The organism is Clostridium sp. CS1-1 (genome assembly GCF_056135525.1).
Genome location: NZ_CM148680.1, coordinates 4,444,759 through 4,460,169, shown reverse-complemented (window position 1 = coordinate 4,460,169; position 15,411 = coordinate 4,444,759). Strand labels below are relative to the sequence as shown.

Annotated in this window: 13 protein-coding genes; 8 read left to right on the top strand and 5 right to left on the bottom strand. The window is 30.6% G+C overall.

The genetic code is table 11. The annotated features are described in order from the left end of the window. Positions 1–71: 71 nt before the first annotated feature. Positions 72–920 (bottom strand): YitT family protein, encoded by an 849-nt coding sequence (locus AC0N0V_RS21080; RefSeq protein WP_474460826.1) that lies wholly within the window; start codon positions 918–920, stop codon positions 72–74. Positions 921–1,370: 450 nt separating this feature from the next. On the opposite strand from AC0N0V_RS21080, the gene AC0N0V_RS21075 reads away from it, so the two are divergent. The 4 genes from AC0N0V_RS21075 (at position 1,371) to AC0N0V_RS21060 (ending at position 5,225) form a co-directional block, all read left to right on the top strand. Beyond that, positions 1,371–2,084, top strand: a complete 714-nt coding sequence (locus tag AC0N0V_RS21075) for a TetR/AcrR family transcriptional regulator (protein WP_474460825.1) — start codon at positions 1,371–1,373, stop codon at positions 2,082–2,084. Between the two features lie 90 nt (positions 2,085–2,174). After that, positions 2,175–3,290: an HlyD family secretion protein gene (locus AC0N0V_RS21070; protein ID WP_474460824.1), complete on the top strand. Its 1,116-nt coding sequence runs from the start codon at positions 2,175–2,177 to the stop codon at positions 3,288–3,290. A 12-nt stretch (positions 3,291–3,302) separates the two neighbouring features. Further along, complete coding sequence (locus AC0N0V_RS21065) at positions 3,303–4,079, top strand: ABC transporter ATP-binding protein (protein ID WP_474460822.1); 777 nt, start codon at positions 3,303–3,305, stop codon at positions 4,077–4,079. A 12-nt stretch (positions 4,080–4,091) separates the two neighbouring features. Beyond that, the gene (locus tag AC0N0V_RS21060) at positions 4,092–5,225 is read left to right on the top strand and encodes an ABC transporter permease (RefSeq protein ID WP_474460821.1); all 1,134 of its coding nucleotides are present in this window, start codon (positions 4,092–4,094) and stop codon (positions 5,223–5,225) included. Between the two features lie 133 nt (positions 5,226–5,358). On the opposite strand, the gene greA is transcribed toward AC0N0V_RS21060, so the two are convergent. From greA to AC0N0V_RS21045, 3 genes are all read right to left on the bottom strand, one after another. Then, on the bottom strand, positions 5,359–5,826 hold the full coding sequence (greA, locus tag AC0N0V_RS21055; RefSeq protein WP_474460819.1) for a transcription elongation factor GreA: 468 nt from the start codon (positions 5,824–5,826) through the stop codon (positions 5,359–5,361). Positions 5,827–6,266: 440 nt separating this feature from the next. Beyond that, positions 6,267–7,373 (bottom strand): PLL family lectin, encoded by a 1,107-nt coding sequence (locus AC0N0V_RS21050; protein WP_474464604.1) that lies wholly within the window; start codon positions 7,371–7,373, stop codon positions 6,267–6,269. Positions 7,374–7,995: 622 nt separating this feature from the next. Beyond that, on the bottom strand, positions 7,996–8,589 hold the full coding sequence (locus AC0N0V_RS21045; protein WP_474460818.1) for a flavin reductase family protein: 594 nt from the start codon (positions 8,587–8,589) through the stop codon (positions 7,996–7,998). Positions 8,590–8,863: 274 nt separating this feature from the next. On the opposite strand from AC0N0V_RS21045, the gene AC0N0V_RS21040 reads away from it, so the two are divergent. Both AC0N0V_RS21040 and AC0N0V_RS21035 read left to right on the top strand, forming a co-directional pair. After that, complete coding sequence (locus AC0N0V_RS21040) at positions 8,864–9,373, top strand: DUF4912 domain-containing protein (RefSeq protein WP_474460817.1); 510 nt, start codon at positions 8,864–8,866, stop codon at positions 9,371–9,373. 157 nt (positions 9,374–9,530) lie between these two features. Next, complete coding sequence (locus tag AC0N0V_RS21035; protein WP_474460815.1) at positions 9,531–11,120, top strand: glycoside hydrolase family 57 protein; 1,590 nt, start codon at positions 9,531–9,533, stop codon at positions 11,118–11,120. A 151-nt stretch (positions 11,121–11,271) separates the two neighbouring features. On the opposite strand, the gene AC0N0V_RS21030 is transcribed toward AC0N0V_RS21035, so the two are convergent. Next, a complete protein-coding gene (locus tag AC0N0V_RS21030; protein ID WP_474460813.1) occupies positions 11,272–12,837 on the bottom strand; it encodes a DEAD/DEAH box helicase in 1,566 nt (521 codons plus the stop codon). Between the two features lie 298 nt (positions 12,838–13,135). Here AC0N0V_RS21030 and AC0N0V_RS21025 point away from each other — a divergent pair, with 298 nt between their 5' ends. Together AC0N0V_RS21025 and recX are read left to right on the top strand one after the other, a co-directional pair. Further along, positions 13,136–14,368, top strand: a complete 1,233-nt coding sequence (locus tag AC0N0V_RS21025) for a M16 family metallopeptidase (RefSeq protein ID WP_474460812.1) — start codon at positions 13,136–13,138, stop codon at positions 14,366–14,368. 138 nt (positions 14,369–14,506) lie between these two features. After that, positions 14,507–15,370, top strand: a complete 864-nt coding sequence (recX, locus tag AC0N0V_RS21020) for a recombination regulator RecX (protein WP_474460810.1) — start codon at positions 14,507–14,509, stop codon at positions 15,368–15,370. Positions 15,371–15,411: the final 41 nt, after the last annotated feature.

Below are 15,411 nucleotides of genomic sequence, written 5' to 3'. Positions count from 1 at the left end.
ATAATCAAAACTATTCTATATCTATATATTTCAGTCCAAACTCTAGACCTTCAACTTTGATAAGAGAGGAATTATACTAATTCAGCAAAACCTTCGCCTAGTACTTCATTTATTTCATTTACAGTGATAAAGGCTCTATTATCAATATTTTTTATATAGTCCTTTAGTCTTAAAAACTGTCTTCTGTCAACAACTGTTGTTATTACTTCTCTCTCGTTATTGTTGTAGGCACCTTTAGCATAGTATATAGTTGCACTTCTTTCAAGTTCGTCCATTATATAATTTTTTATTTCATCGCCTTCACTGCTTATTATCGCAACCTGTTTATAGGTATTAAGGCTAGCAATAACTTTATCTATAACAGTTGATGTTATTATAACGCCAAGTATTGCGTATAATCCTTTATCAATTCCAAATACTAGTGTAGCAGCCATAGTAATGATAATATCTGCAGCGAGAAGAGATTTACCTATACTAATTCTAAAATATTTATTTATAATCTTTGCGATAATATCAGTTCCACCGGTCGAAGCATTTTGATTAAATACTATACCCATTCCAAGCCCACAGATTAAAATACCAAAGATAAGTTGTACTAGGACATCGTTGCCTAAAGGTTTAACGTTAGGATATAGTTTTTCTAGCAATAATACCATACCAGAAATTGAAAAACTGCACAAAATAGTTCTTCCACCAAAAACAGGGCCAATTATTATAATTCCGATTGTAAATAATATTACTTCCATGACCATCATTAAGCCCCCTATAGGTAGACTTGGGAAAATACTATTTATGATTATAGCAGCTCCACTTATTCCACCAGCAGCTATATGGTTTGGAGCAAGAAAGAAGTAGGTCCCCATTGCAACCAATAATCCACCTAGTAAAATTAAGAAATAGCTCATTAAATTTTTCTTCATAGCAATATGCCTCCTTTTCAATTAATAATGCTGAGTTCCAAGGTTCATTTTATTCATTAAAAAAGAGCATATAAATCCAAGTAAATACTTCCCTTAGATTGATATGCTCTCATTACACACATAAAAATAAGCTTTTGTGCGAACGTCTTTTATTAATTTAGGTATAAATTTAAACCTAACAAAATTTTACCATGAGAAGTGCTTTTATGTCAATATATTTGAATTTATTTAACAATAATTTAAAATCTGAAGATTTATTAAAGTTTACACTAATACATATTAGATAACGAGCAGGTGAAATTGTATAAAATAAACTGAATTGCAACTAAAAGAAATTAAAATAATAATTGACAAGATTCTAATAATATAATAAATTTAAAATGAGTGACTACTCATTTTAGTGAAGTAATTACTCATATAATATTATAGACAATAATTTAGGAGGTAAACATGGATTATAAAACATATGAAGACAAAACATATGAAGACAAAACACCATTAGAAAGACTATTCTTTGATGAAAAATTTTCAGAGGAAGAGATTACAAAAAGACAGTGGCAAATATTAAATGCTGCAATAAAAATTTTTGCTGAAAAAGGATTTGATGGTGCTAGAACTAGTGAGATTGCAAAGGAAGCTGAGGTAGCTGAAGGAACAATATTTAGATACTATAAAACAAAAAAAGACATATTAATGGGGCTTGTGATTCCTTTAATAGTAAAGTTTTTTAGACCGTTAATTTTAAAATCTGCCGAGGAAATTGTGGCGAATGAGGATAATAAACCATTAGAGAAGGTATTACAAAGTTTATTAATAGATAGATTGGAACTTGTAAAACATAATTTACCGTTAATAAAAACAGTATTTATAGAATCCTCACATCATCCAGAACTTTTAAGTATACTTCAGGATGACATAGGTCCTAATGTTATACCTTTTATAAATAAGTTTATTGAAGCAAATGTAAAAAGTGGCAACTTTAAAGAAATAGAACCTATAATCATAACGAGAACTTTAATGAGTTTACTAATGGGATACTTAGTCCTTACTAATATATTTCCAGAGTTTTTTAAAGTTGGGAATGATGAAGAAGAAATTAAAAAAATTATAGATATATTTTTACGGGGGGTTGAGAATAAGAATAGTGAAATTCAAGAATTTTAACTAAATATATTTTATTAGTAATGTGTTTTACTTCTGTAAAACACAATTATGCAATTACTTAAGTATAGTTAAATTAAATTTTGGGGAGTGGTGAATTTGAAGAAAAACAAAAAAATTATGGCGGTGTTGTTAGGAATTGGATTTATAACTTCAGCTTTTTTTATAATTAAATCAGCAAATGATGATAAAGCCAGCGGATTCATTTACTATGGGAACGTAGAAGCAGATAAAATAAACATATCTTCTGAATTAGCGGGAAAAGTCAGAGAGATAAAGGTTCAAGAAGGAAATAAGGTTAAGAGTGGAGGGCTAATTGCAACTATCGGGTCAGATGAAAATTCTTTAAAGTTACAGGATGCAGAAATATCCATTAAAAATGCAGAAAATGAATTAGGAAAAATAGAGGATGGAAATAGAGTAGAAGAAATAAAATCTCAGGAAGCATTAGTAAGACAAGCTCAAGCTTTGATTCAGCAAGGAGATGCTGCGGTAAAATCAGCAGAAAATAATGTTGCTTCTGCACAAACAAACTTTGATTATAAAAAGAAGAGATATGATGATGCAGCGGCATTATATCAAAATGGCGCTGCATCAAAATACACGATGGATGCAGCAAAGAATGAGTTAGATAATGCAGAAACTTCTCTAGATAATGCAAGGAGCTCTTTGGACAACACACAAGCACAATTAAATAGTTATAAAGCACAGCTAGATGCTTCTAGTGAAAAGTTAAATTTATTGGTTAATGGTGCAACTGCAAGAGATAAAAATAATGCTGAGTATAATTTAGATAAGGCAAAAAAAAGCTATGAGTTATCTAAAGTTGCATTAGATAAAAGTAATATAATATCTGCTCAAGATGGAGTTATAGAAACAGTTAACTTTAAACAAGGTGAGTATATTACACCAGGAAGTGCGATAGCAACTTTATTAGATAGCAAGAATATGTGGGTAAAAGTTTATGTACCAGAAAGCATACTGGCTTCTATTCAATTGAATAAAGAAGTAACGCTTAAAAGCGATTTTATAAAAGGCAAAGTTATAAAAGGTAAAATTAGCTATATTTCACCAGAGGCAGAATTTACTCCAATGAATATTGTTACCAAAAAAGATAGAATGAAGCTTGTATATGGAGTTAAAGTAAAAATCCTAGACAATTTGGATGCTATAAAACCAGGTATGCTTATGGATGTAGACTTAAAATAATGGAGGTGTAATATGGAATATGCCATTTCTATAAAAAATCTGACAAAACAATTTGGTAACTTTATTGCAGTTAATAATTTATCTTTTGATATACCTAAGGGAAAAATATTTGGTTTTTTAGGGCCAAATGGTTCTGGAAAATCTACAACAATAAGAATGATCTGTGGAGTTCTAAGACCAACTTCAGGGTCTGGAGAAGTACTGGGGTATGACCTTGTAAAGGAATCCGAAAAAATTAAACAAAATATAGGATATATGTCACAAAAGTTTAGTTTATATGAAGATTTAACTGTAGAAGAAAATTTGGATTTTTACGGAAGTATATATATGCTTCCAAAAGATAAATTAGAACAAAGAAAAAAAGAATTAATTAAAATGGCGAATTTAGTGGGAAAAGAAAAAAGCTTAGCCGGAACTCTATCAGGAGGATGGAAGCAGAGATTAGCATTAGGGTGCTCTCTTATTCATAGCCCAAGTCTGCTCATATTAGATGAACCAACAGCTGGGGTAGATCCAGTATCGAGAAGAGAGTTTTGGCATGCTATTACTGAATTAGTCAGAGGTGGAATAACAGTGTTAGTTACTACTCACTATATGGATGAAGCGTCTATTTGTGACATTATAGGGTTTATATATAATAGTAGACTTATAACTATTGATACACCTGAATCACTATATAAAAACCATAGGACAAATAATCTAGAAGAAATATTTATAAATTATGTTAAGGAATTATCCAATAGAGAAGTTATATCTTCCTTTGATGACCTAAAGTTATCAAAAGAATAAAGGGGTGACAAGATGAAGTGGAAAAGGTTACTCACAATCACTAGAAAAGAGTTTATACATATAAGAAGAGATAGGGCTAGCCTTGCTATAGCGATAATGATGCCTATAATGATGCTTTTACTTTTTGGATTTGCGGTAAATACAGATGTAAACAATGTAGATTTAGTAATTTATGATGGAAGCAAGACATCGGAAAGCAGAGAGTTGGTAAGTAAGTTCGTCAATTCCTATTACTTTAAGATATATGGTGCTGTAGATTCTCAAGAAGAAGTGGAGAAATATATAGACTCTGGGAATGTAAAGGTTGGGTTAGTTATACCGCCTAATTATGCAAAAGATTTAAGAAGAAATAGTACTACTGAAGTTCAAGTTCTAGTAGATGGATCAGATCCTACAATTGCTAGAACTGCTATGTCATATTCCTTACTTATAGGAAATAATTACTCGGTAAAGCTTAAGCAAATACAGCTCGATAAATCTTCATTGAATGGTCAATCTAATATAGGAATAAATCTAAAACCACTTGTATTGTACAATCCTACACTTGAAAGTAGTAAATTTAATATACCTGGAGTTATCGGATTAATTCTTCAAAATATTACAGTTATACTAACCTCTTTTGCCATGGTAAGAGAACGAGAGAAAGGAACAATTGAGCAGCTTATTATGACACCAGTTACACCTTTTGAATTAATAGTAGGAAAATTGATTCCATATACAATTATAGGATTTTTAGATATGATAATAAGCTTATTGCTAGGATATATAATATTTGGAGTAGCTATAAAAGGAAGTGTAGTCTTACTGATATTCTTAGGAACTTTGTTTTTAATATGTTCATTAGCAATGGGAATGCTAATATCAACTATTGCGAAAACTCAACTTCAAGCTATGCAGGCCTCTATTGCACTCCTTTTACCAAGCGTGCTTCTTTCAGGATTTATATTCCCAAGAGAGGCCATGCCTAAACTGATTTACTATCTAAGTAGTATTTTACCCCTTACTTATTTTTTACAAATACTAAGAGGAATAATTGTTAAGGGAGTAGGAATAGCCTACTTAACTAAACCAATAGTTTCACTACTTATATTAATTTTTATAATTGTAGTAGCTACTATGAAAAAGTTTAATAAGACACTAGATTAAAAAAATGAGCATAAAACCACAATCCATTAAGGATAGGTTTTATGCTCATTTTAAGATAGCAAGAGCAATAAATTGCTTATCACCTAAATTTAGCAATAATGCTGTAATTACAATAGACATTATGGTCTATTAATTAATTTAATAACTTTATAACTTCAACATCATAGTCTCCATCTGGTGAAGAAACAGTTGTCTTTTGACCTATCTTTAGTTTATATAACGCACTTCCTAAAGGAGATTCAATGCTTATTTTCATGTTTTTAACATCTGCTTCAACGGAACTTACTAAGGTAACTTCCTCTTCTTCTTCAATATCATAAAACTTAACCACTGCAGTCTTATTGATACCAAATACATCATCTTCTTCTGAGTCCTCTATTATAACTGAATTTTTTAACTGTTCTTCTAACTCCATTATTCTAGTTTCATTCATTGATTGATCATCCTTAGCTGCAGAATAATCAGCATTCTCGCTTAAATCACCTTGAGAACGAGCATGTTTTAAAGCAGCTTTAATCTCTACTCTTTTAACTGTTTTTAAATACTCTAACTCTTCTTCTAACTTTTTCTTACCTGCTTCTGTTAACATCACATTTTTCATATACAATCACCTACTATTCTATATTTTAAACCTTTGTAGTATACAAGTTTACTTTAAACGTCACATTTCGCCACTATACTATTATAATATTACTAATCCAATAACACAATGATATTGAAAAAAATTATACCTTTTAGAAACACTGATATTGGTATTACAGATAAATTATAGACAATTTACGGTGAATTAATACTTCAATTTATGTAAGTAAATAAATTATTTGACTAGTATTATAAAATTCGCTTATTTGAGCGAAAGTGAGTTATAAATACTATGACTTACCAGGTAAACAAATTATAGAGTTAATTTTAGAAGGGCATATATAGTCAATTTTGAAGACACATTTAACTAATTTTTCAGGCTTTAGAATACTTAAAATCAGTTAACAGTACCGAGAAATTGACTATATATACCCTTGTCTAAACTTTCTTTTAAGAAATTTATCTGAAATTTCTCCAAATGTGCCACAGATGATTATTTTCACCTCTGGCAAATACATCTATCCTATTTGCGCTCCATGATACTGCTGCTGGCTCAGAAGTTAAAACTCCACCAAGGTTCTGCCAATCGCTCCACCTAGTCCCATTCCAAGATTTATATATTAATTGGTTATTTCGTCCCCTTGCAAAGCAATCAATCCTATTTACTCCCCTAGAAGATGCAGCAGGGTCTGAAGTTAGATTGCCACCAAGGTCTTCCCAGTTACTCCACTTAGAGCCATCCCACCAAATATGCCACATTGAATTATTTTGGCCTCTAGCAAATACGTCAATTCTATTAGGTCCCCAAGATACTGCTGCTGGACCAGAAGTCAAAACTCCGCCAAGTGCTTCCCAATCACTCCATTTAGAACCATCCCACCATTTATGATAAAGCTGATTATCAGTTCCGCGAACGAATGTATCCAATCTATTTTTTGCCCAAGAGGATACAGCGGGAGCAGAAGTTAAAACTCCACCAAGGCTTTCCCAATCACTCCATCTAGAACCATTCCACCATTTGTGATACATAGCATTATCAGTTCCACGAACAAATACATCTATTCTGTCCCTTCCCCAAGATACAGCACCAGGTGATGAAGTTAGAACTCCGCCTAGATTTTCAAAATTACTCCATTTAGAACCATCCCACCATTTATGATATAAGGCATTACCAGCTCCGCTAGAGAAAACATCTAATCTATTAGTCTGCCATGACGAAACGGCAGGTCCAGAATTTAAGGTTCCGCCTAAGTTCTCCCAGTTGCTCCAATTACCAGTAGGAGGTGGAGTAGGAGCGGGAGCTGGAGGTCGTCTTAAATTGTTTAGCGTAAATCTAATAACACTCCTTATAATATCATTTAACTTGTTTTGAGGTACACCACTTGTTAAGAAGGTTTGTAAGACAAATCTATAAGTGTTCTCAAAATCTTTCAAAATAGCACTTATTTTTTGAGTTTGATTTCCAGAATATTTTTTTTCATTATCAATTACATAACCTATAATTAGCCTAAATAAGTAGATAGAAGTTCTTCTATTTATACCATAGTTACTTAACTCGCTAAATATATTAGGTTCACGAGTAGCTATCAATCCAACGATTCTATTTATTTCTCCCTGGGGAGCTCTGACACCTTCTAAGTAATAATCTTCTTCGTCATCATCTACTAGGAAATCATCTGACATAATATTATAAGTAGGGAATGGGTTATATTCCCTATATTGACCTGCAAAGGAGTTTATAGGGTTAGGGAATTTACACATATAGCATTGATTGGAGAAGCGACAGTAGTAGCATTCCTTACATAGCATTAATATACCTCCAGACATTGATACTTACATTTTATTCTGGTAATTAGGAAATGTTACTTTATTGATTAATAAATTCTAAATAGTGTTGAAGAGCCTAGTGTGCTAGCTAGACTCTCTTGTCTATTAAGTGGATTCAAAACTAGGATGAAATTACAATTTTTAAATAAGAATAGTCTATGATGTATCTAACATAGTTACGTAATTACTCCTAGACTCGCTAATAGTAAATGTATTTCTATCTGGGGTTATTCTATATCTTATGCATATTAAAATAATTTCAATAATTAATATGAGTAATAATGTTAATAATAGCTTTTTAAACATTGACATTAAATATCCCCCCTACAATAATTTTATGTAGAAGGGACAGGTTACATCATTATTTTTTGAATTTATTTTTAATATTTTTCTTTTTTTGAACGGAGTAACCAAATTTTCCTATAGGTTTAGAGGGGATTGAGAAATACTCACCATGAGAATAACATATTAGGTCTGCTTTTTCTAAATGAATTTTACCGTTTTCAGCTATTAAGTCTTTTTCTACATTAACAGCTAAAACTTCTGCTAGAAAAAGATCGTGGCTTCCAAGTGGAGTTATGTTTTTAAGTTTACATTCTATTGTTACAGGACATTGTTTTATGCCTGGTACATCAACGATTTCACTTTCTTCTAATACTAAATTGCACTCTTTTATTTTATCTATATTTTTACCAGATCTTACACCACAGAAATCAACAGCACGAACTAAACTTTGAGGAGGTAGATTTATTACAAACTCACCAGTTTCCTTTATATATTGATATGATAATCTCTCTGGCCTAATGGCTACGGTCAGCATAGGTGGTCTTGTACAAGCAGTGCCTACCCATCCAACAGTAAAAACATTTACTTTACCTTCCTTATTTTTAGAAGTTATAAGAACAGCAGGCACAGGATTTAACATAGCGCTGCCTTTAAAGTTTACTTTTGTCATTTATCTTCTTCCTTTCTAATATTTTCTTTCATATATGGATTTACATGAATATGTAGTTAATAGATCTAATTTCATAATTAACAATATGCAGTATATATGACATAAGTATAAGATATGCGTATGTCATCTTCAGTTATCTTTTCCTCTAAGGCGTATACATATTATATCAAAGAAGTATACAATGTGTTATACTAAAATTTTACAATATAAATAAGTGACACTTATGGGATTTTAAGGTATAATATGCTTATTATGTATTTTGAGAGGTGAAATTATGTTAGTTAACGAAAAATCTGATTTAGTTTTGATGGTTCAAAGTTCGTGTAAGGTATTTTGCTATTTTAATATATCACCTATGACAGTGAAGGAATTCAAAGATAGGTATGGAGAAAATTCTTGGCAAAATTCAAAACCAGTCATAAAAGTGTATTCAGTACAGAATGGCATTGCGGTGGAGATAAAAACAATTTTTATAGATGCTTTTGCTAATAACTGGTATATAGATATGGATAGAGACGATATGGATGTGTTTGTAAAACTCGGAAGAGTGCTTCCAGATAACACATTTGTGGCATTCGCAATATCTAATACTGTTACAACACCAAGGGCCCATGAATCAGGAGATACGGCTGTTTATTTCGTAGATGTTTCTCAAAATTCTGTTTTAAACTCAGAAGCAGATCTTCCAAAATGTAATGAGTATCGAGAGAATAATGTTTATAAAGAGCCTAAACCATATCCGTTCATCAATGTAAAAAAAAACTTGAAAGTTACCCACAGATAATAATTGGACAAAGTTATTACAGTAATAAGTTCATTGACGAATACATTGATAAAATGGTAAGTAACTATAAAATGAACTCATCTAAAGTAAAGTAGACTATTATGTTGATTGAATATAAAATAAATCTCATAAAAATTTGTAATATGGGGGTTAGAAAATGATCAATGGTTATGTCTCAATAGTACTTCACAGTCATATGCCTTTCATAAGACATCCTGAGATGGAGGATGCTATGGAGGAGAGATGGCTTTTAGAAGCAATGAGTGAGTGTTATATACCTTTAATAAATGTTTATGATAACTTAATAGAGGATAAGATTAAGTTTAAAATTACAATGTCTATAACTCCAACACTTATGGCTATGTTAGAAGATAAATATCTACAGAAGAGATACTTAGAGTATTTAAATAATTCTATAGAACTTTCGGAAAAAGAGATAGAAAGAACAAAATATGATAAAGAATTAAATAAAGTAGCTATATTTTATAATGAAAGATTCAATGGACTTTTGTATACATACAAAAATTATGACTGTAAATTAATGAATGCATTTAGAAAGTTCGATAAGTTAGGTTGTTTAGAAATAATAACTTGTTCTGCAACTCATGGTATACTACCTTTACTTATGATTAATCCTGAAACTGTTAAAGCGCAAATTGCTACAGCAGTACAGTCTTACACAGAATGTGTAGGACATGCCCCTAAAGGAATATGGTTACCAGAGTGTGCGTATACATATTCTCTAGATTCAATACTTAAAGAATTTGGGATACAATATTTTATTTCAGAAAATAAAGCTGTATTAAATGCATCTCCAAAGCCTAGATACGGAACGTATACTCCTATTTCTACGCCAAATGGAGTTTGTGCTTTTGGAAGAGACATGGAATCATCTCATCAGGTATGGAGCGATTTTATAGGATATCCAGGAGATTATGAGTATAGAGAGTTTTATAGAGACATAGGCTATGAACTTCCAATGGATTATATAAAACCATATATAAATAAGGATGGTTTTAGACTTGATACTGGAATAAAGTATTATAGAATTACAGGGAAAACTGATTATAAAGAATACTACAATAGAGAAAATGCTATGAATAAGGTAAAAGCGCATGCAGATCATTTTGCATCTTGTAGGTATAATCAAATAGACTCTATTAGTAAACACATGGAGCAACCTCCTATAATTACTTGTCCATATGATACGGAGTTATTTGGGCATTGGTGGTTTGAAGGGCCAGATTTTATTGATTCATTTATTAGGAAATCTGCTGAAGAGTGGACAAATTATGAATTAACAACTCCATCTCAATATTTGGAGAAATATAATATAGTACAATGTTGTAGCCCAAGCCCTTCAACTTGGGGAGAAAATGGAGATTTTTCAGTATGGATAAACCCATCGAATCATTGGATATATAAGGAACTTCATCAATGTGCTGAGGCTATGATTAGACTCTCTAATACTTATTCAAACCCTTCAGATATTCAGAGAAGAGTATTAAATCAAGCTGCAAGAGAATTAATGCTAGCAGAATGTTCAGATTGGCCATTTATAATTAAAAATAATACAACTGTTGAATATGCAGTGAGAAGGGTTAACACTCATGTAGAAAGATTTAATAAATTATATGAGGATATAACCAAGGATACTATTGATTTGAAATATCTTTCTAGAATAGAAGAGTTAGATAACATTTTCAGGAATATAGATTATGGACTTTATAGAAAAAATAGTTACTAAGATTTTATTTCAATTATTTTGTGACTGGCAAAATAATTGAACTGATTGGAAACTTAAAAATATTAAAAAGCACACAAGCCATATATTTGTGTGCTTTGATGATTTAATACCTATTAAATCATTAGCCATTCAATCAAGAAGATTACAACTGTTATTTCTTGCTTTTAGCAACCTCTATATTTAATCTTCTACCTTGAAGCTTTTTGCCGCTAACACTTTCTAAAATAGGAGTTACAAATTTGTTAGGTACATCCATGAATGTAAACTTATCAAATATGTCTATGTCGCCTATTTCACCAGCGTTTATATCACAGTTGTTTGCTATAAACTGTAGCAAAATTTTAGGATTAACTCTATCCATTCTTCCTACAGATAAAAATAATCTAACATTTCCTTCTGAAGCAATTGAATTTTCACTATAGTCAAAGCTAAGTTCTTTTTCAAAAGTCATTTTCATAAGAGCAGCTGCTACATCTACCAGATTATATTCTTCATCTAATTCTGTAGCTACAGGAATAAAGTTTTTATAGTCTTCTTGCTCTAAAGTTTTCTTTATATCTTTTATTATATTTTTATATTTAATTTCAAAGATTTCATCTACTGTTGGTATTTCTTTTCTTTTTATTTTACTTTTAGTAGCTTTTTCTATTTGTTTTAAGAACATATATTCTCTAGGCGTAACAAGGGAGTAAGCTGTACCTTCTTTATTTGCCCTACCAGTTCTTCCGATTCTATGAACATAAGACTCTATATCTTGAGGTAATTCATAGTTAATTACATGAGTTACATCATCTACATCAATACCCCTTGCAGCAACGTCTGTAGCTACTAAATAGTCTAGAGTGCTTTCTTTAAACTTTCTAAGGGTATTAAGTCTTTGATTTTGGTTCATATCTCCATGCATACCTTCAACATTATAACCTCTAGATTGCATAGACTCTACTAACTCATCTACACCTTTTTTAGTTTTACAGAAAATTATAGCACTAGATGGTTCATCAACATCTAAAATTCTACATAAAGATTCAAATCTGTCTTTAGCTTTTATTTCGTAATAATGTTGTTTTATTTTTTCAACAGTTAAGGCACTTTTTACTATTTTTATATGCTTTACATCTTTCTTCATGTATTTAGATGCTAGTCTTTTTATTTGATCTGGCATAGTAGCGGAGAAAAGTAAAGTTTGTCTTTCACTATTTGATGCTTTAATAATTTCTTCTATATCATCTATAAATCCCATATTAAGCATTTCATCTGCTTCATCAAGTATTAAATACTTTATTTCAGATAAGTCTATAGTATTTCTTTTGATGTGGTCCAGAATTCTTCCAGGTGTTCCTACAACTATACCTACGCCTCTTCTTAAAGATTTGATTTGTCTATCGATTGGCTGACCACCATAAACAGGAAGCAATTGGATTCGTTTGAATTTTGCAATACGAGTTAATTCGTCACTTACTTGAATTGCAAGTTCACGAGTTGGAGTAAGTACTAAAGCTGATGTTTTATTGTTACCTTCTACTCCACTTATTACTGGAGCACCAAAAGCTAAAGTTTTTCCGGTACCAGTCTGTGCCTGACCTATCATGTCAAAGCCTTCCAAAATTACTGGTATTGCTTCAGCCTGTATTTGTGAAGGTTCCTCAAAACCCATAGCATCGATAGCTTGTAGTACTTTAGTATCAAGTTTTAGTTCATTAAATTTTATATTTTCCATTAAAACTCCTCTTTCTTTCTTATAATACGAAAACAAACTATATCATAACATAGTATGTATAGTTTAGCAAATTTTATTTAGAAAACTTATAAGAAACTTTAAAAAATTTTTATTATTTAGCTGCCTTTTTATTTTCAAGTATCTTTTTATTTCAATTAATATAAATTATAATATAATTTACTACATATGGTTTTTAAAATTGAGAATTTATAATGATTTTTTTCTTTATTATAAAAAAATTAATTAAACTATGGTAAGCTAAATATAAGATTAAGTGATATATAAAGGAGATAGTAGTATGTTTGATGCTAAACAAAAGGTTTTGCCTAATGGTATAAAACTAATTACAATAAAAAAAGACACAGGAGTAGCAGCAGTGCATGCTGGTATAAAGATAGGATCAATTTACGAAAGTTCGTCAGAAAAGGGAGTTTCCCATTTTATTGAACATATGCTTTTTAAGGGAACTAAAACTAGAAGTAATGAGAGGCTTAACATGGAGCTTGAGGAGCTTGGGGGAGAGTATAATGCATATACAGATAATACTAGCACAGTATTTAGTGTAACAACTCTATCTGAAGAATTAGATAATATATTTGAGTTATTATCAGATATGCTTATGAATTCTACGTTTCCTAATGAAGAGATTGAAAAAGAAAGAGATGTAATACTTGCAGAAATAAGGACAAGTAGAGATGACGTTGAGGACTATAGTTTTAAAAAAGTAAATGAAATAGCATTTGATAAAAGTCCTTTAAGGTATGAGACTATTGGAGATGAAAAGACGGTAAAAAAATTTAGTAAGGATACACTTTTGAAATTTTATGATAAATATTATGTTCCTAACAATTGCTATATATCTGTAGTTTCACCTTTTGAACATGAAGATGTCTTTAATATGCTTTGGAAGCACTTTAAAGACTGGATTTGGAAAGAATTCAAAAGGAACGAGGTAATCATTGAAAATAATATACCTGTTAAAAAGGTTTCTTATAAGAAAGATATAGAGCAAAGTACAGTCATTTATCTTTTTACATTCCATAACGTAAATAAGGAAGAGGAGTTAGCACTTAGAATACTAAATCATAAGTTTGGGGAAAGTGCTAATTCAATATTATTTAGGGAGTTAAGAGAAGAAAGGGGACTTGCTTATGACGTATATACTGACTTAGATTTAACTAACAGAGTTAAAACTTTATATATTTATACTGCAGTAGGCGAGGAGAATATAAATGAAACGCTTCAAGTTATTGATGATTGCATTAATAAAATAAAAAATGAAGAGATTATTTTTGATGACAGTACAATAAGGCTTATGCGAAAGATTTTAAAAACTGCAGTGACATTTACATTAGAGGATTCTACAGACATTGGTAATTATGTACTTCATCAAATTATAGACGAAGAAGATGTATATAAATTTGTAACTGATATGAAAAATATAGAAAATATAAAAAAAGAAGATATATATAATGTAGCAAGATTAGTATTTAAGGATCCTACTATACACGTACTCAAGTCGCAGAGATAAACAGAGTTCTTAGTGTATTTGGCACTTAGAAAGCATTATCCAGGGACGTAGCTGCTCTTTACTCTCTCTCTTTGGGAACTGGGGGGGCATTAGAGCTGGTAGTCATCGGATAAATATAGATAATTGGAGATTTTTGATATGACCATAGAAAAAAGAGTTATTACAAAAGTTGAAGTTCAAAAGAGAAATAAGGAAAGAGTAAATATATATATTAACGAAGAATTTGCCTTTGCTTGTAGTGCAGAGCTAGTTTATATTCATAATCTTTCAAAAGGTAAGCTTGTAGATATAGAACAATTAGAAGAAATAATACGTGAAGACAACTATGCCAAGTGCAAAAATGACGCATTAAGAAGTATTGAAAGGTCTTATAAAACAGAGAAACAAGTATTCGATAAGCTTACTCAAAAAGGATATGATGATAAAGTTATAAAGAGGACTATTGAATTTTTGAATCAGTATAAATTTATTGATGATGAAAAGTTTGTTAGTATGTATATAAATGATAAGCTCAACTCTCATGGTAAAAATAAAATAAAATACGAACTATTGAAAAAGGGAATTGATGAAGCATTATTAAGTGAAAAGCTAGAAAATATAGATAAAAAAGCTGAAGAAAATATAGCTTTTAAATTAGCGGAAAAAAAATATAGATTATTAATTAAGAATGAATCAGATTGGAGAAAAATTTACAAAAAATTAGGAGAATATTTGGTTAGAAATGGTTATAATCTAGATATAGTACAAAAAATCTTAAATAATGTGGTAAAAGAAAACTTAAGTGTTCTACCTGAAACTAAAGATTCTGATCAAGATAATAGTAATCAGGATATAGATCATCTAAGAGAACTTGCAGAAAAGAGATTTAGAACTATAATTAAGTCAGAAAGTGATAGTAGAAAAATCTACAAGAAATTAGGTGACTATCTACTACGAAGGGGATATTCATGGAGTAGTATAAAGTCAATTTTGAATGAACTTGTCAATAGTGACGTTGACTAACTGTAAAAGGATTTGCTCTTTAAACAAGTGGTTAACATTGT